The organism is Pelomonas sp. Root405, assembly GCF_001425165.1.
Lineage (GTDB): Bacteria > Pseudomonadota > Gammaproteobacteria > Burkholderiales > Burkholderiaceae_C > Pelomonas.
On record NZ_LMDU01000001.1, the window covers coordinates 92,687 to 116,557 of the forward strand.

Below are 23,871 nucleotides of genomic sequence, written 5' to 3' on the forward strand. Positions count from 1 at the left end.
CAGCTCAGGTAGACGCGATAGCCACGATCTCGACTCGATTTCGGCTGGTTCAGACCATCTATCGCGATGAGGTGATCCTGACGCACGATGAAATTGGCGTCGGTTCCGGCTCGTGGCTCTGGAGAGCTGTCCTGCAGAGAGCCCGCGAGTCGACGGTGCGACCCGTACACAAGAACGAGGCATTGAACCTCGCCAAGGGTCTCAAGGCCGCTGCGCAGTCCGACGGGTGGCTTGAGCTGGCGCGATTGCCCTGCTCCGCACTAAGGCGAGAGGCTCTGGTACGCGCGTTCGGCGCTTTAGAGGACGCGCTGGATATCAGGTTCGAGAGGCGCACCGCGGGCCGCATTGCAGAGCAGGTCCGCAGATTACTTTATGCCTTCCTTTGCTCCGTCGATCCGGACTTGCGACGTGCCGTCAAAACGGCGTTCAAGCCCCGGCTGACGCTGTCCAAAACCACACCTCGCCCGCTAATCAGCTCCATGCCGGGCTCGGCGTCCGATGGAACGCCGCGGCCGCCAATCGAAGCGATCTCCCACCGGACGCTACAAGACCTTCGAGAGAAGAGGCTACTGACTCTCATGGACGACATGAGGAAGATCGAAAACGCCTGTGAAGCCGAGTTTATGGCGCACGAGGACTTTTGCCGGAGGTTTGAAGCAGTTGAACGAGCCGAATTGCCGCCTCATATACGTTTGGCACTAAGTCAAGCAATCGCCGAATCTTCTGCCAGCATCAACTGGGAAGTAGTCGCTTCACTTAGGAACGTCGGATGCACCGGGATGCATTTGGCGTCTATCTACTGGGAAATGGCAGATAAGGCCAAAGCTGGTATCTCGGACTCGGAGCTGCCGCTACGAATGCGCAATCCCAGTTGGATAGCAGAGGGGTTGCGCCTTGAAGGTTCAATTTCAAATGTGCCTGATGACCCGTTTTCCTACTACCTCTATGGAAACGCGTACACGCGCACTGCCTGTATGTTGGCGCTTTGCGTACACACTGGTTGGAACGCAGACGCTGTCACAAATTTAACCGACAAAAATGTTCTTGGCGAAATCCCACCATACACGCTTCAGTCGTATAAAGGAAAGACGGGGAAGCACACCTCGGTTTCAATTGTAGAAAAGAGTAATGCTTTGGCAGCGCGCGCGCTGCAATTGCTCCGCGCGAGACTGTTCTGGCTGAAAGCTTTCAAGCTTGTCAGAAAGGACGATGACAGGCTATGGATCAACCCTGGCCGCCATGTCGATCCTGCTCGCGAGCTTCGGCAATATGTGGGTATACGCGCGGAGCTTAAGCGTTTCCAAGAAAAATACCATCTCCCGAACTTCTCTCACGATCAGGTACGAACCCAGTTTATTGGTTTATCTAGCGTGCGGGATGTAGACCTTGGGTTTACTCAGGATGTCGCAGATCACCAAAGCCTTGATACCACGGCTAGATATCTGCAGCAAGAACTTCTAGCCTCGCTAAATCAGGCCATCAACTTCGAATTCCAACGCAGACTTGAGGCCTCTGTCGATTACGAAGGCAAGTTGAAGGCAAGTCCCGGGCGGCGAGATTTCAAGCAGAGCATCCTCTATCCAATCGGGGACGGTTCGTCATGCGTCGATCCAGGACGACCGCCTGAGCCTGCATACCTTGTCGCTGGGTTTTGTAAGGGCGACCATTGCCATGTCGGCGAGTCTGGGTGTCCGAATCGTAGGATCGTCCTGAATGAACGTAGAGTTACCGAGAACGTCCATCAACTGCATTTCTATCGAGCGCACTGGCGAGCGCTGATGGATGCTTATCCCGAGAACTTCCGAAAGTACCATCTGCCCGCGATGATTTTTGCAGTGATGCTGGATGCAGTAATTTCCGCGGGCCCGCTCGCTGCAATTCGAGCGGCTGAGCTGGCCAAACTATTGAGTTCTGAGGGGCAGCAATGGAAAGAAAGCTGAAGCCAGAAACGGTTGCTGCGCTGGAGATCCGCAACGCTAAACGCATGAGGGCGGCAAAACTCATTCAAGGAGGACTTGGCTTCCGAGAAGTCTGCAAACAAAGCGGTGTCTCCACCAAGGTTTATCACTCCGTTAGGAATAGACTTAAGACTGGAGGCCTTGAAGCGGTGCCGGTCTCAGTATCTGGGGCGTGCCCAGGCCGCTTAATGCGATTGTCGGTGGAAGAAGAAGAGGAGCTCAAAGACGCACTCTATCGAGGCGCACCCTGTGATTTCGGCCAGCTTGATCTACTTTGGAGTTATCAAGGGGTCGCCCGCCTGATGGATGATGCCTTGGACGGCAAGACCAAGCTATCGGACAAAGCAAAGAAGGCCTATCTCAGCCGGTGGGGCTTATGTTTCTCGACCATCGGCCGCATTCAGCAAAAGGGGCCAGCAATAGAAGAGGTGCAACGATGGTTGGACACAGACGCGCCCGCATTAGTCAGAGAGGCGCGCAGCGCAGGCGGCCGAGTTCATTGGGTTTATCTTCGTGGAGTCGTGTCAAGCCAGTGCAGTCAGACGAACGCCAGCCGCGTGCAGATGACCGTATCAGTTGGTACGGCGAGCACACACTGGTTATGTCTCGAAAATGCCACGGAGGCGTCCCTGCTAGATGGACTTGCGGTTATCTCGGCATCTGTTCCAGGGAATCCATGGCTTGTCTTGGTGAGCCACTTATGTGAGCGCATCACCCTTTCTGAGTCAGCGATCCAAGTTGTTGCGCCAAACATTCGAATATCCAAGGTGCTCGGTGAAATTGTTTTCTCTAATCCGGTGGAAACGGAAACTGTTGCGAAGACTAGCGCGTCAAGCTCTGAAAAGAGCATCCAAGGCGGAGGCTATCGAATCAGCCTGCTTGATGGAATTTTAACGATCGAGTACCAAATCGCCGGGGTAGGTTGCATCACTTCCTGGTGCGAAGACCTTAACGACGCATGGCTTCCGGCGACCCCGTTCTCCGTCAGACCTAGACCCGTTGCGGATGAACCCGAGCTTTGCGCATTGCTTGTGGATTGCCTTACCGAGCAGATTCGAAGGAGCTCGCTGTCGAAGTCGCTGAGGCAGGCGCTCATGGCGACAAAGAGTACTTTGCTCAAGCTATTCGAGTGGAGCTGGCTGCGAGGGATTTTCCGCCCCCAAGCGCTCGAACAGCACGAGTTTGACGAACTGGCGAAGGACCTAGCCCTTGGAGGATGGAGCAGAGCCCTTCGAATATCAGAGCGCACCGAGGTTCATATTCGAACAGCAACCCGAACTCAGCTGGAGTCCTATTTCAATGACAATAGGAGTAGGAGAAGCATTTCGGTAAAGGCGGTGTTCGCGCAGGATATTGGCACTAATGCATTTGGCAGAGAGCTGCATCATGTCCGTAAGCTTTTGGGTGACGCCCTTAATCTAGCTCCAACGCCAAAGGAATTTGTTCCAAGAGCTAGCGTGGCAGCTGTTGAAGGGATGGTTGCGACTCAGCTGCGCCAATCGATGGCTGCAATAAATCTGATTGCTGATATCGATTCACCTCGCAGAGTGGACGTGTACCCATACCTGAATGCATACGTTCTGGCAAATAAACTAGGTAGGGCAGATGGTCAGACCCCCAATATCACTCCGGACGTAGTGGGGACATTGCTCTTTGAAAGCATCTCCACGTTACGTTCGCTAGCGCCGCCCCTAATAAGTGTTATCGAAGAGTATGTTGATGCGGTGATGCGCAAGCCAGTAATGCTGCACAAGTTCTCTGTGAGTTTGGCTACGCTGAGGCGGTGCCAGTCTTTGGAGTCCTTAGAGAGAATTGTTGGCGGGCGAATCACAATGATTGTAGGTAGAAACGTAAATATTAGGGAGCGAGATTTTTCGCTAAACTGTGTTATTGATAGGGTATATTCGGCGGCGGCCATTATTGTGGCATTTCTCAACGCCAGAAGAAAGGACGAGATAGTTGGCCGCAGCATTGGAATGTACTGCGGGAGTTTGCGTAGTCTCGATCCCGTGCTCGGCCTTTACGCTGCAGACTTCTACATTGAAAAGAGCAAAAAGGACTACTCAACCTTTTTGGTTTCAAGTTTTACTGTATTGGCTATGAGCACGCTGGAGCGGCTCAGTGGCCTCGCCCGAAGATGGCGGAGCGCTGCGGAGGTCTCTGGCGAACCGGCGCGCGGGGTATGCATGCTGTCTGAATTCCCTTCGCTAATACCTTCAAGTCGAAAGCAGCCCGTCTTCTTCAATTTCGGCGTTTCGGCCGGAGGCGGGCGAGCACACGATTTCGTTTCAGATGCGCTCGGCGAAGAGGCCGCATGGAGCTTTGGCCTCCATACGGGCCGACGCGCCTATGCCCTAATTCATCACTATAGATTCGAGTGTTCAACGCTTGTTGCGATTGCACAGCAATTTGGCTCCCTCTCTATTGAGTCAATACTTACATACATTCGTGATGGACCTGCAAATACGGGATTTGTGCGCGCCGTTCAATACGGTCCAGTTGCTTCTGAGAAACTCCGTTCCAACGCCGAGGCGGTGCTTGCTATTGAGGGCGAATTGGAGGAGATTTCGAAAGAGAAACTCATCGCGGTGATAGGGGAGATTTTGGCTGGAGATGGCCTTCGAGTGGGCGTGTTCGCGAAGCTAGTCACACGGTTCCGCCAAAAGATGATTGGACGCTTGGAAAACGACTTGTCCAGCGTCCTCCCGAGCTCTGAGGAAGTGGCGAATGCGTTCCTTGATCGCGGTCACCGTAGCCGCCCCTACCCCCATGGGAACTGCAACGCTGCGAAGGGGCGTCGTAATGTCGGAGCCAAGTGCAGATCAACGTCCGGCCATGCGCCGGTGCCCGAGCGCGCCAGCATCTCCGTTTGCACATCGTGCCCCTTCCATGACTTCACAACTGGCCACCAGCAATCCATAGCGATATACCGTCGAGATGAGCTCGCACGCCTTGAAGCTCTGAATGCTGATAGCGTCCTCGCAAGAGCAATCTCAAGGAACATTGAAAGCATCGATGCTTGGTTGAGGATTCGGGACGCGCGCTTCGCTGCTATGGGAGCAAAGTAGCATGCCGAAGCGGAGGATTGCGACCAAACCAAAGCCAACGGTTGCCTTTGAGAATCAGGCTGCCGCTCGGCTAAACATCATCAGCAAGATCGAGTTAATAGTCGGGGCGCTTGGCGCAAGGGCGCAACATGTGTCCCGTGCGACGCCACTTCCCGACGACTTGGCCACGGCGCTGCAGCCGCGCCTCCCGATCACGGTTCGACAGTTCAACAGGTGGAGTGTGGATGACCTACCGAGCGATCTTCATTCGAAGCTGAGCAAGTTCAAGCGAAACGCAAATCAGACCCTTCACGCGCAGGACCTGTACGAGTCTGCGGCGCTTGCGGTCAAGGCGGTTGTGGAGTTCAAGAAGCAGACTGCAGAAGCAAGGCCATTTGACACTTTGAACGGACTTCGGCGTCGACTCAGCATTGCCAACAAACTGCGAGAGATCGCGGAGAAGGAGATTCTTGCGCTTAAGGCAACTTGCCGAGCAAGGGAGGTCGAGGTGTCGAGCCTTCGCAAGCAATTGGTCGAGCTCTCGATTCGGGTGCGCTCAAAGTCATGATGTCTAAGATGACGCAGATGCCGGTGTCGGCAGCGGATCGTAGTGCAGCGGTCCGCGCCACCCGGGTGGTGTTGCGGCACCACGCTGCGGGTGAGGTCATCGCCTACGACATGCAGGGGCGGCGCCTCGTGCACGATCTGACTGACTACTCCATGTGGCTGGTCCAGGGAGGGCTTTCCCGCTTAACCATCCACCAAGCGCTGACAGGCATCGCTTCCTTCTATGACTACATCCTCGTCCAAGGCATGGGATATCCCGATCTGAGCGATCAAACGATCTTGTCCTATCGCAATGCTTGTATTGATTCTGCTGTGGGACTCGTCGGAGCATGGAAACGAGTTGGACCCGAGTTCCGACAGAGTGCCGTGACCATCAATCAGAAACTGCGCGCGGTCTACAACTGGCTTTGGTGGATGCAAGATCACGGGCGTGTTCCTGATTCAACGATCGGTGGGGATGGATGCCAGATCTATTCGTACCGGGTCCGAGGTAGGGGGCGAGGAGGCAAAAGCGGGATGTTGGCCCATTGCCCAGCCCTGTTTCCAGTGCGAGAGCTAAGGCCGACCGATTTAGCAGGACGGACGCCTTCCGACAAGCAGCTGGACGCCCTCAGCCAATATTTTGTGAATCGAACGGACAACACTTATCTGAGAGAGCGAGATCACCTGCTCTTCAGAATCAGCTTGGATACTGGGTTCAGGCGCGACTCGCTCGTTTCATTGCGCTGCGATCAATTCAAGCGGGAGGCTATCGAGAATAGTTCTTCGGATACGTTTCCGATTACCCCGGACCGACAAAAGTTCAGCTACGGAAACGAGTACAGCGTGCCGCTTGATGTGGCCGTTATGATTCTGGAGTTCATCGAGGGTCCCCGGCAAGCAATGTGCGAAGCGATGGGCTTTGGCCGCAAGGTGACGCGTGACGCGGTCTTCGTTTCATCGCGTGACGGCATGCCTATACAGCCGAGAAGCGTGACCAAGCTCTTTTCGGCGGCGATGCGTGCGGTGGGGTTGCCTAAAGGCTGTGCTGTACACGCACTGCGCCGGCGATTTGCAGACAACGAGATCTGCGATGAGATCAGGACACGACTCCAGTTCGGTCTGGATACGTCGTCGATCTCCATTGCAGAAGCGGTGGCGTCGAAGCTGGGGCACCGATCGGTGGAGTCTTTGCGCCGCTACATCTCCGTTAACGTGCGGCGCCTATATCGCAGTGCCGGAGGGGGCTGAAGCTTTCGGACTACCGGAATGACCTGCCCCCAGAACCCGTACCAGTCGATTTCAGGAATCCGCTGGGTTTAAGGAGATTACTCCTGGGTCTGTTGTGGCGCCGGGATGGCGCCGCTCGTAGTTCGACGATGCTGCGCCGCGAACTTCGCCGGCGGCATCCACCCGCAGCTGCTATGCGGCCGCACCTCGTTGTAGTCGATTCGCCAGCGCGCAATCTCAACGCGCGCCTGCTTCAGGCTCTGGAACCAGTGCTCGTTGAGGCACTCATCGCGGAACTTGCCGTTGAAGCTTTCGATGTAGGCGTTCTGCGTGGGCTTGCCCGGCTGGTTGAGGATGTGGCGCACGCCCTTGGCCTGGGCCCAGGCCATGAAGGATCGGCTGGTGAACTCCGGCCCTTGGTCGGTTCTCACCGCCTGCGGGTAGCCCCTGAAGCGCGCCACTTGGTCCAGCACTCGCACAACGTAATCGCCGCCGATGCCGTGATCGACGGCGATGTCCACGCACTCGTGGCTGAAGTCGTCGGTGACGGTCAGGCACTTGATGCGCCGCCCGCTGGCCAGGCTATCAGAGACGAAGTCCATGCTCCAGACTTCGTTAACGGTCTGGCATTCGTGCAGCGGCACGCGTTCGAGCTTCAGGCGCTGCTTGCCCCGGCGCTTGCGTACCGACAGGTCGGCCAGCTTGTACAGCCGGTATACGCCGTGTCGTTGACCTTGGTGCCTGCGGCGCGCAGCAGATCGCCGATGCGCCGGTACCTGCGCGACGTGCTGCAGCGGCTGCCCACGCACCCCGTCAGCTGCATAGAGCAACCTCTGCCTCACCAGTGGCAGACTGTCTAGCTCGCGCCGCCAACGCATAGGTACGTCTTATGGTCTTCCTTGCAATCACGCCCGCTGGGCTGGCTGATGTGCTTCGCACCGCCAAGGCTGATGAAGCCATCTGGTGCGGCAGCGACGCGATTACGGAGGCCAATTACGAGGCACTGGACCGCCCGAACTTCGGTCGGTTCATCTACGAGCTCGGAGACCGCGAACTGATTCCCGACGCCATCGGGACCATCGAAGAGCATCACCCCGGTCAAACCGTCTGGGTCGAAGCCGNTCATCTACGAGCTCGGAGACCGCGAACTGATTCCCGACGCCATCGGGACCATCGAAGAGCATCACCCCGGTCAAACCGTCTGGGTCGAAGCCGAATCGAAAAGCTAGGCAGAGGCGTTCCCCGGACGTACATGGACGCCCCCGGTTTGCCAAGCTTCCAGTTCACTGCTGCACGAAGAAAAGACTGCATCCCATTGCTTACCTTGAGCCATCGCCACGGCGGCCATCGAGACCCCCGGCTGCTGCGAAGCCTGCACGGCCTGAGCCTTGAACTCGTCGCTGTGAACTCGCCGGCGGCGGCCTGGTGCTGCTTGATCCATAGTGCGTACGTACCCATCAAGTCGTGAACTGACCGCAGAAAGTTGGACTCCACGGAGACCCCAACTTGAACAAATACACAGAGCAGCAGAAGCTCGATGCTGTCGAGACCTACCGATCCGGCGAGCTCGGCCTTAAGAAGACAGCAGAGCTTCACGGCGTCGATGTCGCATCGCTTCGCAAGTGGGTTGCCGGCTTTGCGGCGCTCGGCATCGCCGGCATCCAACAGAAGCGACGGCAGACCTACGACCTAAGATTCAAGCTCGACGTCCTTCAGCGGATGAAGGCCGACGGACTGTCGTGCCGACAGGCTGGGGCAATCTTCAACGTCCGCCGCTGCAACAGCATCGCTGAGTGGGAGCGCGCGTACAGCAGGGATGGAATTGCCGGTCTGATGCCCCATCACGCCACACGCAGGGCCAACAGGGTGCCAGAGGTCCCGGCCGGACCGCCGCCCCAGGACACTGGCCAGGAGGGACCGAGCCGACAAGCGTTGCTCGACGAACTGGAGGTCCTACGCGCGGAGAACGCATACCTAAAAAAATTGAGGGCCTTGGTTCAATCTCAAGCGGCATCAGCGCCAGGCAGAAGGCGCAAGTCGTGATTGAACTGAGGCCGAAGTTCGCCCTTCCTGCACTGCTTCGTGCAGCGGGCTTGCCGAGAAGCACGTTCTATTACCAGCAGGCCGCGCTTGCAGCTGAGGACAAGTACGCCGCCACCAAGGACCTCATCAAGTCTGTCTACGACCAACACAAGGGGCGGTACGGCTATCGACGGATCACTGCGACCCTCCGCCGGCTGGGCACCGTCATCAATCACAAGACGGTGCAAAGGCTCATGGACGAGCTGCAACTGAAGTCCATCGTCCGACCGAAGAAGTACCGGTCCTATCGCGGTCAGGTGGGCAAGGTGGCGCCAAACGTTCTCGAGCGCAACTTCAGCGCGTCAGGGCCGAACCAGAAGTGGGCGACTGACGTGACCGAGTTCAAGGTCGATGGCAAGAAGCTCTATCTGTCGCCCGTCGTCGACCTGTTCAACGGCGAGATCGTTGCATACGCCACCTCGCGAAGCCCCTTGTTCACGATGGTCGGCGCCATGCTGAATCGAGCCTTTGCGAAGCTTCGTCCGGGTGACCGCCCGGTCTTGCATTCCGATCAGGGCTGGCAATATCAGATGGAGCAGTACCGCCAGCGTCTCAGCGCCAATGCCGTCACGCAGAGCATGTCGCGCAAGGGGAATTGCTTGGACAACGCCGTGGTCGAGAGCTTCTTCGGGACGCTGAAGTCGGAATACTTCCACGTCAACAAGTTCAGCAGCCTAGATGAGCTCGAGGCTGGACTGCGGGGGTACATCCGGTACTACAACCACGACCGAATACGGTGCGGCCTTCGCGGAATGAGCCCTGTCGAGTACCGACAGCTCGCTGCCGGTGCATAGATCGGCACCATCGTTACGGAGCGGCCGGGGGCTTCGGACTGGGTGCCGCCCTTCGAGACCGGTTCTTCGAGTAGCAGGAATCACGCGTCTAACGGACAGTCACTTTGCGTCGACGCCGGTCCGTCAACTGCTGAGCACCCCATCAGCGCACCTGCGCGCAGTGCAATACGTGCCAGGTGTAGGGCGAGTCAGCGCGCCGGCGCACGAGGCGGCAACAACGCCATGGCCATTGCGAGATCGCCAGAAGCGGCGCGCTCGGCGGACAGCTGCTTCAAACGGCGCATCGACTCGCAGTCCACGTCTAGGTCCAATGCCCTCGCATGGAAGCGTTCTTCCGCGGCCTTCAACGTCACCGCGTCATAGGCTTGCTGGTTAGGCGGCACGCCGGTGCGATCTGCCAGCTTTTGCGCCATCTGCGCGTCGCCTAGGTCGGTGGCGCTGGCAAGCGCCTGGCGCGCAACCGTGCGGCAATGTGCAAGCCGCGTCGCGTCATTCAGCGCCTCGCCTCGGCAGGCCCGCCCCGGTGCTCCCATGTCGAAGCCTGGCATCGCAGCATCGATGCCAATGACGACAGCCAGCGCCTGGCCCAATTCGGCAGCGTCCGGCACGGCGTCCGCCGCTGCTACCGCCAAGGCTTCCAGCAGGAAAGACCCGCGCGAAAGCCCAGGCCGTGCAGCCGCCTGCGCCAACGCGGAGTCCACCGCGGCTTGGTCCTTGCGCGACTGCGCTGCCTGCATCATCCGCATCCAGGGCCGTGCGTCCAACGGGTCCAGCTGGGCCCAGCGGCCCGGATTCAATCGTGCGCAGTTTGGCGTGTCGCGGCGAGGCCAAGCGCAGGCGGTCAACGCCATCTGGTAGGCCTGTGCATCGGTGCTGCGTTCGGCCAGCAGGGCAGCGCCATCGCGGTCCTGCATCAGCAACCGCGCCGCCACCTGCTGGCGGTCATTGCCAGCCGCCAACCGCGCAGAAATCCGGGCCAACCCAGCTGCGCTGATGCGTTCCCTCTGGTCTTCGATTTGCTGAAGCTGCGTCTTTCCCCAGACCGGGTCGGCCTTCCAGCGGCGAAGTTCATTGGCCGGCACCCGCCGGACGCCACAGAATTCAAAGCCTTCGGGTGGGATATCCATCTCCCCTGAAGTCGCTGCTTCGGCCTCGATGGCCAGGGATGGTGCGGGAGCAGCAACGCGAGCGCGCGAGGACCCAACTGCAGTTCCGGAGTTTGAAGCCATGTAGCCGGCGGATGCCGCAGCAATGGGCGCCGCAGCCTCGTTCACTACTCCGGCCACATCCCGATGTCGCCAGTAAGCCAACGATCCACCTGTGCCAACCAAGACAAGGAGAAGAAGAAGTGCGAGACCGCGCTTGCTCGGTGGGGTCAAAGACCTTCCCATGCTCTCAGCTTATATCGCCTCGACCGTTTCGGCCAAGGGAGGGCGGTGCGCCAACGTCATTGCGGAAAACATACGTAAGACTAGCCGTCAGCAGCCGCTGCAAAGCCGTCCGCCGATCTTTTGTTCAACCCGGTTGCACATCATCGCCTAGGCACGGACACTGACTGTCCAACTTCTGGGGGTCAGTTCAGTCGTTGATGGACACGAGCATCCTAGGACCGGCTCAGCGGATCAACATGACATGTCAGGACGCTTACGGGCGTTTTGCGCCCCCGCGCGCCCGAGTCTAGTCCGGCCGCGACGACCTGCTCCTATCAGGCCAGCAGCACTACCGATGCATGACGCGGCCACTGAGGTTGTGACATTACTCGAACAGATCCCCTGTCTCTGGTCCGTTTGTCTCGGGCGGCGGGCTATGCGGCTTGGCACGCGGCACCTTGGCCGCAGCTTTGCGTGACGGAAGGGGGAACGGCTCGGCGTCGAGCAGTTCGGGCGGGTACTGCTTCATGAAACTCATCGCCTGGTCAACGCTACAGTTCAGCCACGCGTCCAAATCCTCGGGGCGCAGGATGACGGGCATCCGCTTTTCGTCGCCCGGCTTGTGAAGTCGCCGGTAGAGCACGTGGTCGTCAGCGTTCACCGTCAACATGGTGAACGTCGGCACTCGCTCCCCGGTCTTTGGATCCAACCACATGCCCCACAGCCCGGCGACGCCGATGGGGCCGCCTATCCGGCGAACAGCCCAGCGCACAGGGACGCCGCTTTCGTAGTTCGGCTCGTAGAGCTCCTCCGCGGGCACGATGCACCAGCGACGCTTCCGCCAAGCCTCCCGGAAGCTCGGCTTCTCCGCGGCAGTCTCTGACCTGGAGTTGTAGGTCTTCCGGCCGAGCATCAGGTCTTTCGACCATTCCGGCACCAACCCGTATTGCCCGACGAGCGCTTTGCGTCCCGAGGACAGCTTCGCTTTGTCGTCAGGTCGGACGATGAAGGGGGCGTTGTAGCCAGGCCATGATTCGGTCGGCGTCTCAGTGTCCGGACGCACCACGCCGAAATGCGCCAGTAGGCGATCCCGCAGCGTGACCGGCTTGTAGTTGGAACACATGGTCGCTCTAGACCAGCCAACCCGCCTCAAGGAGATCATTGGAAGCTTGACCAAGCTTGGCGCGAATGCGCTTATGCGTCGCAGGGTCGTTTTGGTCATCTACCCGGATCAGAAGCTGGCTGGGGTGGAAGACCGGTGGGCTCGATCCTCTTGGCATGCTTGGAATCAGCCGCGGCTTGGAGTAGATCAGCAAGGCGAACGCGTATGCGGGCCCTTCAAGGACTACCTCGTCGAAGGTGCGCCAATCGACGCGATCCAATTCGGTCTCGTCAACACGGGTCTGGGAGCTGGCTGTCGTCATGCGTCCTCTCCTTGTCGGAGGAGCAGTATGGCTGACCTCGTCGGACGGGAGAAGACGGCTGCCGGCATACTCGGCCTCCGAGCACCGGGGGAGCTATGGCGGCATGTGATGGCTGTAAAGGCCTGAAGAGAAACACGCTGGGGGTGTCTCCGCATGACAGGATGAAGGAAAGCCGGGCGCGATACGGCTGTCAGCTGCCAGGCGCGTCGAAGAGCTCGATTAGCTACTTCAGGTGTGAGGTGTGCCAGACGGCGTGGCAGTACAAACCGCACAAGGACGATTCCCCACCGGGCTTTTCGCTGGAGTAGCGGAATCGACCGCCTCAGCGTGCCGGCAGTTCCAAGCCCACGCCGAAAACTTCCCTTCGGCCTGGCCGCTACTGCTCCATGGCTGCGATGTCACTGGCGATCTTTGTTGACATGGCTGTGCATCGTTCGACCAGTTCCTGACTGAGATGACTTAGATCCATGTGCCAACTCGCGATCCTCGACAAGAAGTGGCCTTGCGATCCGGGCTTACTGCGATTCCAGACCTTGCCTATGGAGGGCAGTTCCGCCTTGGCAGAAGTGGCTTCGTAGAGGGCTGCATCCTTCAATGCAATCTCGCCCAATCGGATCTGGATTGTTCTTCGGTCTAGATTCGCTCTTGGCTCGAGAAGGGGCGCGCTATAGCTTAGAAGGTCCAGCAGTTCAGAGATCTTGGCCGCATGAGTGCTCGGCGACCCGCAGTGGGAGATCATGGGGTGGACGACGCTCACCAAGTAACCAGATTTTTGATCCGCAGCCGCGGATTTGGACTTAAAGGCCACGATGCCATGGGTGTCCAACGTAGTGGTCACATACGTGAAGGCCATTGAGGTCGCTTTCTCGTGTCCGTCTGACAGGGCCACTTCGAGAGGTGCGTCGCAATCAGGGCTGCAATCGAAATGTCCGATCGGCAATTCGTATCCAGGCGGCAGATGCCGGTTGTCAGCTAGTAGCGCAGAAATCTTGAACCACCGCTCGCGCATCTTCTCAATCTGCTCTACTTTCGCCGCTGCACTTTGCAGCGTCATCAGCTTCGTCTGTTGGCTCATGATGTAGGTCTGCATGGCCAAGAGCGCGGCGCCCGCGATTGACCCGAGGACGATGACCGTGCGTGGAAAGAGCCATGAGGCAGCAAAGCCCTTGATGGCTGCAAGCGAGACAGGAGGCCCGCCCTTCGACATTGCGACCATCTCGTCAATCAACGTCGTCGTGGCCCTAAGGCGATTCGACTCCCGCTCCTTCATTTCGACGCGGAGCTTTCCAATCTCCAAGAGCCATGGAAATGGCTCGTTGCATCCTGCACACTTCTCGGATGTAGGCGGTGACACCGCGGAGCAATACGGGCACTTGATCTGATCTTGCACGGATCCCTCCAGGTGACGCCGGAACTCTAGGTGCAAGACGGTGATCAGGCATGAGGGAAAGTGTCCTTCCGCCTGACGATTGCTTGTTCAGCAGGCTTGGCTCAATGCGTCATTCAGCGTTTCTGCGCGTCTGCGCCCGGCCAGCGAGAGGTGGCCAACGAGGGCGCCGTCCCAGCGCGCTTGATAGGTGAGCGTCCAGCCGTCCCATATTGAACAGCGCTGATGCACCCGTGACGATGGTGCCCACCAATACGAACAGGTGGGCACCTATGCAACCCAGATCGCCGGCAGCGCGTTGGCCGGCCAGCGCGCGGCGGTGGTGATGAGCCTGGTGCAGTTGGCCAAGCTCAACGGACTGGATCCGTGGGCCTACCTGCGTGATGAGCGTAAGCGGCTGGCGTCAAGTCGGCGAGCGACAGCGTCGTTGGCGTCTTATGCAGTCGCGTCTGGGCGAAGTCCAGGAACAGCACGAACGCGTCCCGGTAGGCTGCGACGGTCTGTGGGCTCAACGCGCGCTGCTGCGTCAGGTGCTCGGCGAAGAAGGATTGGACCAGCGCTGCGAAGCTCGGCGAGGCCGGCTTGCGGTGGTCAGCGCTACTCATCGTCGCCCTCCGCGACGTCGGCGAAGCATTCGAATCGAGCGCCGGCCAGCGCCATCAACTCCGGCACGCCGCTCAGGTACCAGTAGGTGCTGGAGATGTTGATATGGCCCATGTACGTGGACAAGGCCAGCATCCGTTGGTCGAGGTTCGCTCCCTGCTGATGCCACAGGATCATCCGCCTCACGGCGAAGCTGTGACGCAGGTCGTGCACGCGAGGTCGGCCATGGCCGCCGCGATCGACCCAGCCCAATTGCTCGCGCAGTTCGCAGAACACTCGATGTACCTGTCGATCTCCCAGCGGCTCACCTCGATGCACGCCTCGCGAGCCCACGAAGAAGGGCATCTGAGGCTTCGCAGGCACGTGCTGTCGGCGCAAGGCCCGGTAGGCTGCCAGAGGACCGATCACGCTGGGGTGCAGCGGCACCATGCGGGACTTGCCGAACTTGGTCTGCTGGATGGTGAGGGCGCCGCCGTCCAGATCGGCATCCGCGTCGGCCAGGTTGATCGCTTCGGAGACCCGAAGCCCGGCCGATGCGATCAGGCCGAACAGCGTCGCATAGGTAGCGGCACGAAGGCCATCCGAAGGGCCGAGTCGGCGTGCCGCGACGATCAGCGCCGCGATCTCGGCTTCGCTGTAGATGTGAGGAGCCACGCGGCGCGGGATCGGGCCGAAGCTGGAGTCGTCTGGAACCGCGACGGTCGGATCGAACTGCTGCAGCCAGCGCATGAAGGGGCGCAGCGTTGCCAGTCGGCGCGCTGCGGTGTCGACGCTGGCCTGGCCGTCCACGAGGTACCGAGGCTGCACCTGGCGGGCCCACTGGACCATCATGTCCACCGTCAACGTGTTGCCCTGGGCATCGCCGGCCATGAAGCAGGCGAAGTGACGAACGGCAAGATCGGATGAACACGGCTTGAATCCGAGACGCAGGCGTTCAGCCAGGTACTGCTCGACCTTGGCGGTGAGGTCGATGTTCGCCGATGACGCGGCCCTCATGATGCGCTCCCAGGCCAAGGCAGAGCGACCTCGGCAAGCAGTTGCAAGTCGAGCTTGGCGTAGATCAGCGAGGTGTCCAGCGACCGATGTCGAAGCACATCGGCAACCTCCTTGATCGAACTGCCGCTGTTGACTAGGCGGCAGGCCAGCGTGTGGCGCAACGAGTGGCAACTACGTGAGATGCCGGCACCTCGCAGGGCTCGCCCGATTGACTGGCTCACTGCGTCGACGCCGATGGGCTTGTCGTGTGGCGCCACCCGACGGACGAACAGCGACGGCAGCATGGTTGCAGGTCGCTCGTGTCTCATGTACTCCGCCAGCGCTTGCCCGGTGACAGCCAGCAGCGGCAGTACATCCTGGCGCTGAGACTTCGTTCTCTTCAGGGTCACCGTGCCGGCTCGCCAGTCGAAGTCGCTGATGTCCAGCTTGGCAATCTCGCCCACGCGCAGTCCGAGATCCAAGGCCAGGCGCACCATGGCCAGCAGGCGCAGCGGTGCCCGCTTGGCTTGGGTGCAATGCGCTTCGAGGCGCTGGACTTCCTCGGTCGTCAGCGCGCGCGGCAACGACGCCTGGCTCCATCGCACCGGCGACGAGATAGCGCCGAGTAGGGCATTCACTGCGTCACCGCAAGTCCCGCGGTATCGGAAGTAGGCCCGCAGCGCCGCAGTGACTGCGCTGGCATGCGATGCGCTGCTGACCCGAGTGAGCTCGGTTGCTATGAAGCCGCGAACGTCTTCCGGCTGCAACTCGCCGATGGCGACGGCCTTGCCCGCGACTTTGCATTGCAACAGCAGACTGATGCACGCGAGCCGATCCTCTCGGGTGCCAAGCGCCAGGCCCCGAGCGTCGCGCATGTGGGTGTTGTAGCGGGTCAGTTCTTCCGCCACAGGACCGCTGGGCCCGGGCAACTCGACGATGACATGCTGTTCCCGCAGCAAGGCAAGCAAATGCCCAAGACTGGCGCTCAAGTCGCTGCGTGTGCGCAGCGCCGCGAGATTGCAGTCGCAGCGCGGCAAATGCGAATCCAGGAACTGCCCGACAAGGGCCTCGTCGATCTGCTCAGCAGATAGCTGGCACTTCGTCATCCAGTGCGCAAAGTGCGACCAGCCACGCAAGGCCGCTGCCGAGCTGCCTTCCGCGTACCGGCCTCGCTCCAGCAAGGCCCGAAATGCCTCGACGTACGAGGACAGCGGGCCGTCGAGCAGCCAAGCCCTGGCCAACGGGTGCATTGAGTGGATCAAGTCCATGGCGATCTCCAGTTGTGAGATCGCCATCCATGCGCCGGCCGCGAATTTATGTCCAGTTCAACGGCACCTCTCCTGGCAGCACGCCCAGGGAGATCGCGGCTTGCAGCCGGATCAAGCCCCAGAACTGTTCATAACTGCGTGCTGTGCATAACGCTGCTTATGGAAAGCTCTCCATAAGCAGCGGGTGCCTACTTTGGTTTGCTGAGTCGGCTGTCAGCAATGTGCCCCAAAGCCGAAATTGACCGAGCTCCAGCAATCAGGCTGGCTGCTGTCACCCAGATTTCGCAACCCAATGGCCGCTTCCGGCGGCAACGGTCATTCGGCGCCTCGCAGCCTGGGTGACCGCTACGCATCCGGGTGCTGACGCTCTGGGAACATCGTCCCCGCAACGCCCGAGGTCAAGGCCTCACGCAACCCAGCTGCAGTTCTGAAGAGCTTTGAGTCGGCGCTATCCACGCGGGCATCGCGCTGCACGGGGCGGTGGGCTTCGAGTCGCTGGGTGTGTATCGCAACGTCGGATTCAAGAACGGTGCCTGGCGCGACGTGGGCTGGTGGCAGAAGAGCCTTCGGTCGCTGGATGTGCCATCAGCGCCGACGTCCTTCGCAAGCGCTTAGGCGCGGCCCTGCGGCCAGAACATGATGACGGCCATGCCGACGAGGCTGATGGCCGCGCCGACCCAGTCGCTCCTGGATGGTTCGATCTTGTCCACCAGCCACAGCCACAGGATGGCAACGCCGATATAGACGCCGCCGTAGGCAGCGTACACACGTCCTGCGGCCGTGGGATGCTGGGCCAGCAGCCACGCAAACAACGCCAAGCTGAGCGCTGCGGGCACCAGCAACCAGGGCGATTTGCCTTGCTTCAACCAAAGGTACGGCAGATAGCAACCGACGATCTCGGCCAGCGCCGTCACCACGAACAAACCGAAGGTCTTGAGGATTTCCATCAGCTCATTGTCCTCAGCCAGCGTTGGCAAGAACTGCTTGCTCCTCAAGTGGCTTGAGGTTCTACCTTGTCGGCCGTGTCATCAAGGAGCCCTCATGAAACCCTGGAAACTTGCTCTCGGCCTGGGCGCCGCCTGTGCCGCGTGCTGCGCGATCCCGCTGCTGGGCATAGCAGGCGGGCTCGCAGCGTTCGGAAGCGCGCTGTGGGCTTGTGCCGACGAATTCTTGCCCGCCGCCGCTGTCCTCGCCGTGATTGCGGTGGGTCTGCTTGGCGTTTGGTGGTGGCGGCGTCGTGAAGCCGCTCGCCGTGCCAAATGCGCGTGCACCGAGGCTTGCTCGACAGAGGCCCAGCATGCTTGCGGCTGAACCAACGCACATCGCCTGCACGCTTGGACCAACGCAGAGGGGCGCCCGCCTGGCCCGGATCCGCCGACTCACTCAAGCTCACATGCGGGGTCACACGCTGACTGGCTCGACGCTGCACCTGCTCTATGACCCTGCTGCCGTCGACGAGGTGGTGCAGATCGTGGAACTGGAAAGAAGCTGTTGCGCCTTCCTGGAGTTCCGACTGACATCCGACGCCGACGCCGTTCGCCTGGACATCACAGGCCCTGAGCAAGACGCGGCCAGCGCTCGCTGGCTGTTCTCCCAGTTCCTGCCCGATGCGAAACCTGAAGTCGCGCCAGCTTCGGGCTGCGGATGCAAACGCTAAGCTGAGTGCATGAACAAGTCGCCAAACCGCTCCATTGGCGTGGTCGCCCAGCAGACCGGCTGCTCGGTGCCGACGATCCGGTACTACGAGGAGATCGGGCTGCTGCCGCCTGGGCCGCGCACGGACGCCGGTCGACGGGTCTACGGTGACGCCGCCGTAGGTCGGCTGACCTTCATTCGGCGCTGCCGCGATTTCGGGTTCTCCATCGAACAGGTGCGCGAGCTGGTGAGCTTGGTCGACCAACCTGATCGGCCTTGTTTGGAGGTGCGCGACATCGCGGCGCGGCACCTGGACCAGGTTCGGGAGAAGCTCGCTGAACTGCAGGCGCTCGAAGCCAGCATGACCCAGTTCGTCAACAGCTGCGACACCGCCTGCGCCGGTGGAACGGCAGTCGATTGCGCCATCCTGGAAGACCTCTCGCTGCCACTCGCAGCAACCCGTGCCGCTTGCTGCGCCGGGCAGACTTGAAGCCGTTCAGAACCGCCGAGCGGCGAGGTCCGATATGAAAAAGGCCGGCGATGAAGCCGGCCCGGACTCACGTCAATGAGACCTTACAGGCAGCACAGCAACTGCTGGATGCAGCAGGCGATGTCGCCGCAGCACGCCTGTGCGGCGAAGGCTGCGGCAGAGCCGCCGAGCAGAGCGACCGCAGCGGCGATCTTGATGAACTTGGATTTCATGGATGTCCTTTCGATGGTTGATGTACTTGCGAAGCAGGCATCAACCTAATCGGGAGGGGTCCACGGTTCGCGACGCGGGCCAGCGTCGAAGGACATGGTGGCCGACGGCCAATGGGGCTCGTCCGCCGGCAGCTTCACCTTGGCTTGCGGAACAGGTGCAGGCTGCGGCGCCGCGCACGCTTGGCAGGTGGCGCTTGCGCAATGCACCATGCCCTTGCAGCCCTGAAGGCAGCAATCGCTGTAGCCGGCCGACGCGCTCGCAACCGCTTGCCCGACGAAGGTCAGGCAACCGAAGAGCACCAGGAGGACGGCAAACAGCTTGCGCATGCGTCGATGATATTCCCGGGGTGACTGCGCTGGGGATCAGGGGCTATGGACCGATTTGAGGTGCCCGCGTGCTTTCGGCACGGCAGCAGGTTCCTGCGCAGCCTCAGACAGGCCAGCAAGAATGCCGCACTGGTCAGCGGACCTGGCTGCGCCGCACCGCTGCCGCAGCTCTGTGAGTTCGCGCTGCAGCGAAGTCAGCTCAGCCATGCGCCGGGAGACGTGGCCGATGTGCTCGTCAAGCAGCACGTTGACGTCCCCGCAGTTGTCGTCTGCAGGATTGTCCTTGAAGCGCAGCAGCACTCGCACCTCGTCGAGCGACATGTCGAGCCCACGGCAGTAGCGGATGAACTGGAGCCGCTCCACATGTTTCGTCTCGTAGATCCGGAAGTTGCCTTCCGAGCGAGCTGGTGCCGGCAGCAGCCCTTCGCGCTCATAGAACCGGATCGTCTCGATGACGGTCTCCGTGGCGCGGGCAAGCTCACCGATTTTCATGAGCCGTCCCTCGGCGTTCCATGTGGACACTGCGCCGACGCGATCATGCGGGCCAGGTCTGGCGGCACGGGCAGCGGCTGGAAAGGACTGATGTCGGCGCCGCCCGTGTTGCCAGTCGGCACCCAACCAAGCGCCGTCTTGGTCGCCGCGCCGATGACGCGAAGCACTTGTCCTCGCAACTCCTTCCAGACGCGGTGCCTCAGCGACCAGGCAAGCATCTGAAGGTGCACGCGGACGTGCTGGACGGTTGATGCCTGGCCGAGCACATGCGCGCGCTCCAGGTGAGTGAAGCTGGCGGCCACGGCGCCCGACGCTTCAAGACGCCGCGCTTCGGCGATTTCCGCGTCGACGTGCGGCGCGATATGTCGAGAGAAGTGAGTCACGGCAGGCCCTTCAATCAGCATGGGGCGGCTCGACCTTCGCCTTCAGCAGGCGCAGACCGTTGGCCACAACGAGCAGGCTGGCTCCCATGTCAGCGAAGACAGCCATCCACATGGTCGCGGTGCCGAACACCGCCATCACGAAGAACACCGCCTTCACGCCCAGCGCGAACGAGATGTTTTGCCAAAGCACGGCGTGGGTCTTGCGGGATAGCCGGATGACGGTCGGGATGCGCTGCAGGTCGTCGTTCATGATGACGATGTCGGCGGCCTCCATGGCCGTGTCCGTGCCTGCGGCACCCATGGCGATGCCGATGTCTGCCTTGGCCAAGGCCGGCGCGTCGTTGATGCCGTCACCGGTCATGCCGGTGAGGCCGAAGCGCTTTTGCAATTCCTCGATGGCCTTGAGCTTGTCCTCCGGCAGCAGGTTCCCCCGCGCCTCCTCGATGCCAGCCTGGCTGGCGATGCTCTGCGCCGTGGCTTCGTTGTCGCCGGTCAGCATGATCGGCGTGACGCCCAGGGAGATGAGATCTGCGACGGCGGCCTTCGACGAGGGCTTGATGGTGTCCGCCACCGCGAATAGCGCGATGACGCCTTGCTCGTCCGCCATCAGCGTGACCGTGCGGCCATGCTGCTCGTGGCGCTTCAGTTCGTTTTCCAACTCGGAGTTGCATTGCCCCCGCTCCTCGATGAGGCGATGGTTGCCGAGCACATAGGTCTTGCCGCCGATGCTGCCTTGCACGCCACGGCCAGCCAGCGCGGAGAACTGGTCGACCGCGTCGTGTTCGAGGTTCAAGCCCTCGGCGATGGCTTTGGACACCGGATGGTCAGATCGACCGGCCAGGCTTGCCGCCAACCGCAGGACTGCTGCGGCGTCGTCGCGCATGGTCTTCTGGTCGACGAGCTTGGGCTTGCCTTCGGTGATGGTGCCGGTCTTGTCCAGCGCCACCGCCTTCAGGTTGCGTGCGTCTTCCAGGTAGGTGCCGCCCTTGATGAGAATGCCGCGCCGGGCGGCCGCCGCCAGCGCGCTGACCACCGTGACGGGCGTGGAGATCACCAGCGCACAAGGGCAGGCGATCACGAGCAGCACGAGTGCCTTGTAGATGCCCTGCAGCCAGGTGGCATCCGTCAGCAACGGCAGCAGCACGGCCACGGCAACAGCCAGTGCAAAGACGGCCGGCGTGTAGACCGCCGCGAAACGGTCGACGAAGCGCTGTGTCGGAGCGCGCGATCCCTGCGCCTGCTCGACCGCATGGATGATGCGTGCCAGCGTGGAGTTGGAGGCCGCAGCCGTCACGCGGACCTCCAGCTCGCCGGTCTCGTTGATGGTGCCAGCGAAGACAGGATCGCCGACGGCCTTCTCGACCGGGATGCTTTCGCCGGTGACGGGCGCCTGGTTGATGGCGCTGTCGCCCCGCGTGACCGTACCGTCCAGCGGCACGCGATCACCAGGGCGGATGCGAACGATGCTGTCGATGGCAACCGACGCGACAGGCACCGTGGTCCAGGCACCGCCCGGCTGCTGGACTGTCGCTTCCTCAGGCGCCAGGTCCATCAAGCCCTTGATGGCATTGCGCGCCCGGTCGACTGACCGCGCTTCGATCAGCTCGGCGATGGCGTAGAGCGCCATCACCATTGCTGCTTCCGGCCATTGGCCGATCAAGAATGCGCCGGTGACCGCGACCGTCATCAGCGCGTTGATGTTGAGCTTGAGCCGACGCAGGGCGGCAAAGCCCTTGGTGTAGGTCTCGACGCCTGCGAGCCAGATGGCGACCACGGCGAGCACCATGCCCAGGCCCTGGTTCGCCCGGGTGTCCGGCAGCACGAACTCGATACCCTCGGCCGCAAGGGCGACCAACAAAGCCAATCCGAGCCGCGCCATGCCTGAGCCCATGCCGTGCTCATGGCCGTCCGATGGCGAGGCCGTCGAAGTGGCGGCAGTGGGTTCAACGGGTTCGGGTTTGAACCCGGCCCGACGAATCGCTTCAAGCGCGGTGGGCAGCACGTCTGCTGGCGCGGAAATCGTCAGCCGTCGCGCACCGAGCTGGAAGCCGAGCGACGCAATGCCGCTGACAGGCTCCAGCGCGCGCCGGATCTCGGCCTCTTCGGCTGAACAGTCCATCGTGGGGATGCGATAGGTCTTGCCGCCGGCAATTGCGGGCGCATCGACGGGCTGGGAAGTGCTGGAGCAGCTTCCGCAGGCGCCGGACGAGCAGATGGAAGCCGCGGATGAGGTGTCGTCTGTTTTGCTCATGAATGAATTGAAAACCCTGTAGCGGCTCCAGAGTCAAGTACTTTTTTTGATCGGCTTCGGCTGTTGGCGATGCTCCATCAGTCGCGGCCCGCCGCGGCGCCATCCTGGGCGACAGCTTCGGAGGCCTCGACAAGGATCTCCCGGCCACCGTTCGCAGCAATCGCCGCCACGATGAGGCCGAGGATCAGGTCTGGCAAATTCGACTCCCACCACATCACCAAGCCCCCGGACAAGACGATTGCGAGGTTCACGATGGAGTCGTTGCTCGTGAAGATGGCCGACGCCTTGAAGTTCACGTCATCGCCCTGGTGGCGCTTCAGCAGTTTCAGGCAGACCAGATTCAGCGCGGCATTCACGGCGGCCATGACCATCATGGCCGGCCCGAGCGGTGGCTCCCCGCCGAAGAAGCGGCGCAGCACTTCCACGAGCAGCAGCGCCGCAAGGGCGATCAGCAGCCAACCGGACAGCCGGGCTGCCCGCACCTTGATCGCTGCGGCTCGGCCCACGGCGTACAGGCTGACGGCATACACCGATGCGTCGGCCAGGTTGTCCAGCGCTGCGGCGATCAACGCGGTGGAGGCCGCCCACACACCCACAGCGACGCCTACGGCGCACTGGCCCAAGTTGATCAGCAGCACCGTCAGCAGAATGCGGCGGTCGTCGGCCTGATTGGCGTCCATCGTGGATGGGCCGCTCTTCTTGCCGCTCTCCTTGCCGCCGTTCATCGTGCGCTCGGTGCGGTTGGCTTCACGGGGTGCCGGCGCCCGCCTTTCCTGTGCGCGCGGCGCTGCTGACGGCGCTCCTCCTGGCGCAGTCGCTTGCGCCTGCGGTGGTGCAAGGTCGCATGGATGGTGAGTGCGATCAGCACGACGGCCAGGATGCCAGCGCCTATCGCCCAGACGGCCACGCCGGAGCCGACCGAGTCCAACATGCGTTCACCGCGGCCGTGCATGTTGGCTCAGCCGAGCAGCGCCGCGGGCAGCTTCACTTGATCGCGAATCGCAGGTTCGCCGGTTTGCGGCCTTGCAGTTCCACCGTGGCGACGATCTTCGTGCCGGGAACCACCTTGAAGCTGCCTGCTGCCTGCAGGCGGTCGGCAGCCGGCTTGAGCTCGACGACCGATTGCTCAGTGCCGCTGAGGATCGTCAGCTTGGCGCGGGCGCCCTGCATGCTGACAGGCTTGCCCTTCTCACGGGCATGCAGGGTGATGGCGTCCGGCTTGGCGACGAGCTCGTACTCTGTCGGGCCCGACTCGGCCAGGATGCCGCCGTGCAACGGCTTATGGTCGTGACCATGCTCGTCGGCAGCGTAGGCGGGGCCAGCCACGGCGATGAGGACAGCGGCAAGGGGAGCGAAGAGTTTCATGGAGGACTCCTGTTGGGATGGGTGGTTCTGAT

At 61.2% G+C, this 23,871-nt stretch carries 23 protein-coding genes and 1 pseudogene; 8 read left to right on the forward strand and 16 right to left on the reverse strand.

Annotation, left to right across the window (positions count from 1 at the left end):
• Window positions 1–182: 182 nt before the first annotated feature.
• Genes ASC81_RS26800 through ASC81_RS00440 form a run of 4 tightly spaced genes read left to right on the forward strand, consistent with a single transcriptional unit; the run spans window position 183 to window position 6,802 of the window.
• Window positions 183–1,940: a hypothetical protein gene (locus tag ASC81_RS26800; protein ID WP_156391604.1), complete on the forward strand. Its 1,758-nt coding sequence runs from the start codon at window positions 183–185 to the stop codon at window positions 1,938–1,940.
• The gene (locus ASC81_RS26805) at window positions 1,925–5,026 is read left to right on the forward strand and encodes a hypothetical protein (protein WP_156391605.1); all 3,102 of its coding nucleotides are present in this window, start codon (window positions 1,925–1,927) and stop codon (window positions 5,024–5,026) included. Before ASC81_RS26800 ends, ASC81_RS26805 begins: the two co-directional genes overlap by 16 nt.
• 1 nt (window position 5,027) lies before the next feature.
• The gene (locus ASC81_RS00435; protein ID WP_056261272.1) at window positions 5,028–5,573 is read left to right on the forward strand and encodes a hypothetical protein; all 546 of its coding nucleotides are present in this window, start codon (window positions 5,028–5,030) and stop codon (window positions 5,571–5,573) included.
• 8 nt (window positions 5,574–5,581) lie between these two features.
• On the forward strand, window positions 5,582–6,802 hold the full coding sequence (locus ASC81_RS00440; RefSeq protein ID WP_162245834.1) for a site-specific integrase: 1,221 nt from the start codon (window positions 5,582–5,584) through the stop codon (window positions 6,800–6,802).
• 77 nt (window positions 6,803–6,879) lie between these two features.
• Here ASC81_RS00440 and ASC81_RS00445 read toward each other — a convergent pair.
• A pseudogene (locus ASC81_RS00445) lies at window positions 6,880–7,556 on the reverse strand (IS3 family transposase); the annotation flags it as partial.
• Between the two features lie 731 nt (window positions 7,557–8,287).
• Between ASC81_RS00445 and ASC81_RS26810 the strand changes: the two are divergent.
• A protein-coding gene (locus ASC81_RS26810; protein WP_156391607.1) for an IS3 family transposase occupies window positions 8,288–9,657 on the forward strand; the annotation gives its coding sequence in 2 pieces (ribosomal slippage) (window positions 8,288–8,794 and window positions 8,797–9,657; 1,368 coding nt in all).
• 188 nt (window positions 9,658–9,845) lie between these two features.
• On the opposite strand, the gene ASC81_RS00465 is transcribed toward ASC81_RS26810, so the two are convergent.
• From ASC81_RS00465 to ASC81_RS00500, 8 genes are all read right to left on the reverse strand, one after another.
• Window positions 9,846–11,036: a hypothetical protein gene (locus ASC81_RS00465; RefSeq protein WP_156391608.1), complete on the reverse strand. Its 1,191-nt coding sequence runs from the start codon at window positions 11,034–11,036 to the stop codon at window positions 9,846–9,848.
• Between the two features lie 376 nt (window positions 11,037–11,412).
• A complete protein-coding gene (locus ASC81_RS00470; protein ID WP_056261296.1) occupies window positions 11,413–12,150 on the reverse strand; it encodes an SOS response-associated peptidase in 738 nt (245 codons plus the stop codon).
• 7 nt (window positions 12,151–12,157) lie between these two features.
• Entirely contained in the window at window positions 12,158–12,451 is a 294-nt protein-coding gene (locus ASC81_RS27290) for a hypothetical protein (RefSeq protein WP_056261299.1), read from the reverse strand.
• Between the two features lie 376 nt (window positions 12,452–12,827).
• A complete protein-coding gene (locus tag ASC81_RS00480; RefSeq protein ID WP_156391610.1) occupies window positions 12,828–13,841 on the reverse strand; it encodes a hypothetical protein in 1,014 nt (337 codons plus the stop codon).
• A gap of 347 nt (window positions 13,842–14,188) precedes the next feature.
• Complete coding sequence (locus tag ASC81_RS28210) at window positions 14,189–14,443, reverse strand: site-specific integrase (protein WP_056261307.1); 255 nt, start codon at window positions 14,441–14,443, stop codon at window positions 14,189–14,191.
• Entirely contained in the window at window positions 14,436–15,437 is a 1,002-nt protein-coding gene (locus ASC81_RS00490; protein ID WP_056264094.1) for a tyrosine-type recombinase/integrase, read from the reverse strand. The genes ASC81_RS28210 and ASC81_RS00490 overlap by 8 nt, the downstream gene beginning before the upstream one ends.
• Window positions 15,434–16,684: a tyrosine-type recombinase/integrase gene (locus ASC81_RS00495; RefSeq protein WP_235533525.1), complete on the reverse strand. Its 1,251-nt coding sequence runs from the start codon at window positions 16,682–16,684 to the stop codon at window positions 15,434–15,436. Before ASC81_RS00495 ends, ASC81_RS00490 begins: the two co-directional genes overlap by 4 nt.
• A gap of 611 nt (window positions 16,685–17,295) precedes the next feature.
• On the reverse strand, window positions 17,296–17,631 hold the full coding sequence (locus ASC81_RS00500) for a YnfA family protein (RefSeq protein ID WP_200946661.1): 336 nt from the start codon (window positions 17,629–17,631) through the stop codon (window positions 17,296–17,298).
• Window positions 17,632–17,725: 94 nt separating this feature from the next.
• Here ASC81_RS00500 and ASC81_RS26815 point away from each other — a divergent pair, with 94 nt between their 5' ends.
• From ASC81_RS26815 to ASC81_RS00510, 3 genes are all read left to right on the forward strand, one after another.
• A complete protein-coding gene (locus tag ASC81_RS26815; protein ID WP_156391612.1) occupies window positions 17,726–17,995 on the forward strand; it encodes a hypothetical protein in 270 nt (89 codons plus the stop codon).
• A gap of 82 nt (window positions 17,996–18,077) precedes the next feature.
• A complete protein-coding gene (locus ASC81_RS00505) occupies window positions 18,078–18,341 on the forward strand; it encodes a hypothetical protein (protein WP_082536152.1) in 264 nt (87 codons plus the stop codon).
• A 9-nt stretch (window positions 18,342–18,350) separates the two neighbouring features.
• Window positions 18,351–18,809 (forward strand): helix-turn-helix domain-containing protein, encoded by a 459-nt coding sequence (locus ASC81_RS00510; protein WP_056261315.1) that lies wholly within the window; start codon window positions 18,351–18,353, stop codon window positions 18,807–18,809.
• Window positions 18,810–18,892: 83 nt separating this feature from the next.
• Here the strand turns inward: ASC81_RS00510 and ASC81_RS28060 are convergent, their stop codons facing one another.
• The 7 genes from ASC81_RS28060 to ASC81_RS00545 form a co-directional block, all read right to left on the reverse strand.
• Window positions 18,893–19,021: a hypothetical protein gene (locus ASC81_RS28060; RefSeq protein WP_255354391.1), complete on the reverse strand. Its 129-nt coding sequence runs from the start codon at window positions 19,019–19,021 to the stop codon at window positions 18,893–18,895.
• 45 nt (window positions 19,022–19,066) lie between these two features.
• Complete coding sequence (locus ASC81_RS00515; protein ID WP_056261318.1) at window positions 19,067–19,348, reverse strand: hypothetical protein; 282 nt, start codon at window positions 19,346–19,348, stop codon at window positions 19,067–19,069.
• Between the two features lie 36 nt (window positions 19,349–19,384).
• Entirely contained in the window at window positions 19,385–19,840 is a 456-nt protein-coding gene (cadR, locus tag ASC81_RS00520; protein WP_056261322.1) for a Cd(II)/Pb(II)-responsive transcriptional regulator, read from the reverse strand.
• The gene (locus tag ASC81_RS00525) at window positions 19,837–20,244 is read right to left on the reverse strand and encodes a DUF3703 domain-containing protein (RefSeq protein ID WP_056261325.1); all 408 of its coding nucleotides are present in this window, start codon (window positions 20,242–20,244) and stop codon (window positions 19,837–19,839) included. Before ASC81_RS00525 ends, cadR begins: the two co-directional genes overlap by 4 nt.
• Window positions 20,234–22,474: a cation-translocating P-type ATPase gene (locus ASC81_RS00530; RefSeq protein WP_082536153.1), complete on the reverse strand. Its 2,241-nt coding sequence runs from the start codon at window positions 22,472–22,474 to the stop codon at window positions 20,234–20,236. Before ASC81_RS00530 ends, ASC81_RS00525 begins: the two co-directional genes overlap by 11 nt.
• Window positions 22,475–22,551: 77 nt before the next feature.
• On the reverse strand, window positions 22,552–23,199 hold the full coding sequence (locus tag ASC81_RS00535; protein ID WP_056261332.1) for a cation transporter: 648 nt from the start codon (window positions 23,197–23,199) through the stop codon (window positions 22,552–22,554).
• Window positions 23,200–23,458: 259 nt separating this feature from the next.
• A complete protein-coding gene (locus ASC81_RS00545) occupies window positions 23,459–23,839 on the reverse strand; it encodes a hypothetical protein (protein WP_056261339.1) in 381 nt (126 codons plus the stop codon).
• Between the last annotated feature and the right edge of the window lie 32 nt (window positions 23,840–23,871).

Coding starts and splice junctions, on each gene's coding strand:
- ASC81_RS26805 (WP_156391605.1), top strand. CDS start 1,925: ATGGAAAGAAAGCTGAAGCCAGAAACGGTTGCTGCGCTGGAGATCCGC.
- ASC81_RS00525 (WP_056261325.1), bottom strand. CDS start 20,244: ATGCTGATTGAAGGGCCTGCCGTGACTCACTTCTCTCGACATATCGCG.
- cadR (WP_056261322.1), bottom strand. CDS start 19,840: ATGAAAATCGGTGAGCTTGCCCGCGCCACGGAGACCGTCATCGAGACG.
- ASC81_RS00495 (WP_235533525.1), bottom strand. CDS start 16,684: ATGGACTTGATCCACTCAATGCACCCGTTGGCCAGGGCTTGGCTGCTC.
- ASC81_RS27290 (WP_056261299.1), bottom strand. CDS start 12,451: ATGACGACAGCCAGCTCCCAGACCCGTGTTGACGAGACCGAATTGGAT.
- ASC81_RS00545 (WP_056261339.1), bottom strand. CDS start 23,839: ATGAAACTCTTCGCTCCCCTTGCCGCTGTCCTCATCGCCGTGGCTGGC.
- ASC81_RS00440 (WP_162245834.1), top strand. CDS start 5,582: ATGACGCAGATGCCGGTGTCGGCAGCGGATCGTAGTGCAGCGGTCCGC.
- ASC81_RS26815 (WP_156391612.1), top strand. CDS start 17,726: ATGAAACCCTGGAAACTTGCTCTCGGCCTGGGCGCCGCCTGTGCCGCG.
- ASC81_RS00505 (WP_082536152.1), top strand. CDS start 18,078: ATGCGGGGTCACACGCTGACTGGCTCGACGCTGCACCTGCTCTATGAC.
- ASC81_RS00490 (WP_056264094.1), bottom strand. CDS start 15,437: ATGAGGGCCGCGTCATCGGCGAACATCGACCTCACCGCCAAGGTCGAG.
- ASC81_RS00535 (WP_056261332.1), bottom strand. CDS start 23,199: ATGAACGGCGGCAAGGAGAGCGGCAAGAAGAGCGGCCCATCCACGATG.
- ASC81_RS28210 (WP_056261307.1), bottom strand. CDS start 14,443: ATGAGTAGCGCTGACCACCGCAAGCCGGCCTCGCCGAGCTTCGCAGCG.
- ASC81_RS00515 (WP_056261318.1), bottom strand. CDS start 19,348: ATGCGCAAGCTGTTTGCCGTCCTCCTGGTGCTCTTCGGTTGCCTGACC.
- ASC81_RS00500 (WP_200946661.1), bottom strand. CDS start 17,631: ATGGAAATCCTCAAGACCTTCGGTTTGTTCGTGGTGACGGCGCTGGCC.
- ASC81_RS00435 (WP_056261272.1), top strand. CDS start 5,028: ATGCCGAAGCGGAGGATTGCGACCAAACCAAAGCCAACGGTTGCCTTT.
- ASC81_RS00510 (WP_056261315.1), top strand. CDS start 18,351: ATGAACAAGTCGCCAAACCGCTCCATTGGCGTGGTCGCCCAGCAGACC.
- ASC81_RS00530 (WP_082536153.1), bottom strand. CDS start 22,474: ATGAGCAAAACAGACGACACCTCATCCGCGGCTTCCATCTGCTCGTCC.
- ASC81_RS00470 (WP_056261296.1), bottom strand. CDS start 12,150: ATGTGTTCCAACTACAAGCCGGTCACGCTGCGGGATCGCCTACTGGCG.
- ASC81_RS28060 (WP_255354391.1), bottom strand. CDS start 19,021: ATGAAATCCAAGTTCATCAAGATCGCCGCTGCGGTCGCTCTGCTCGGC.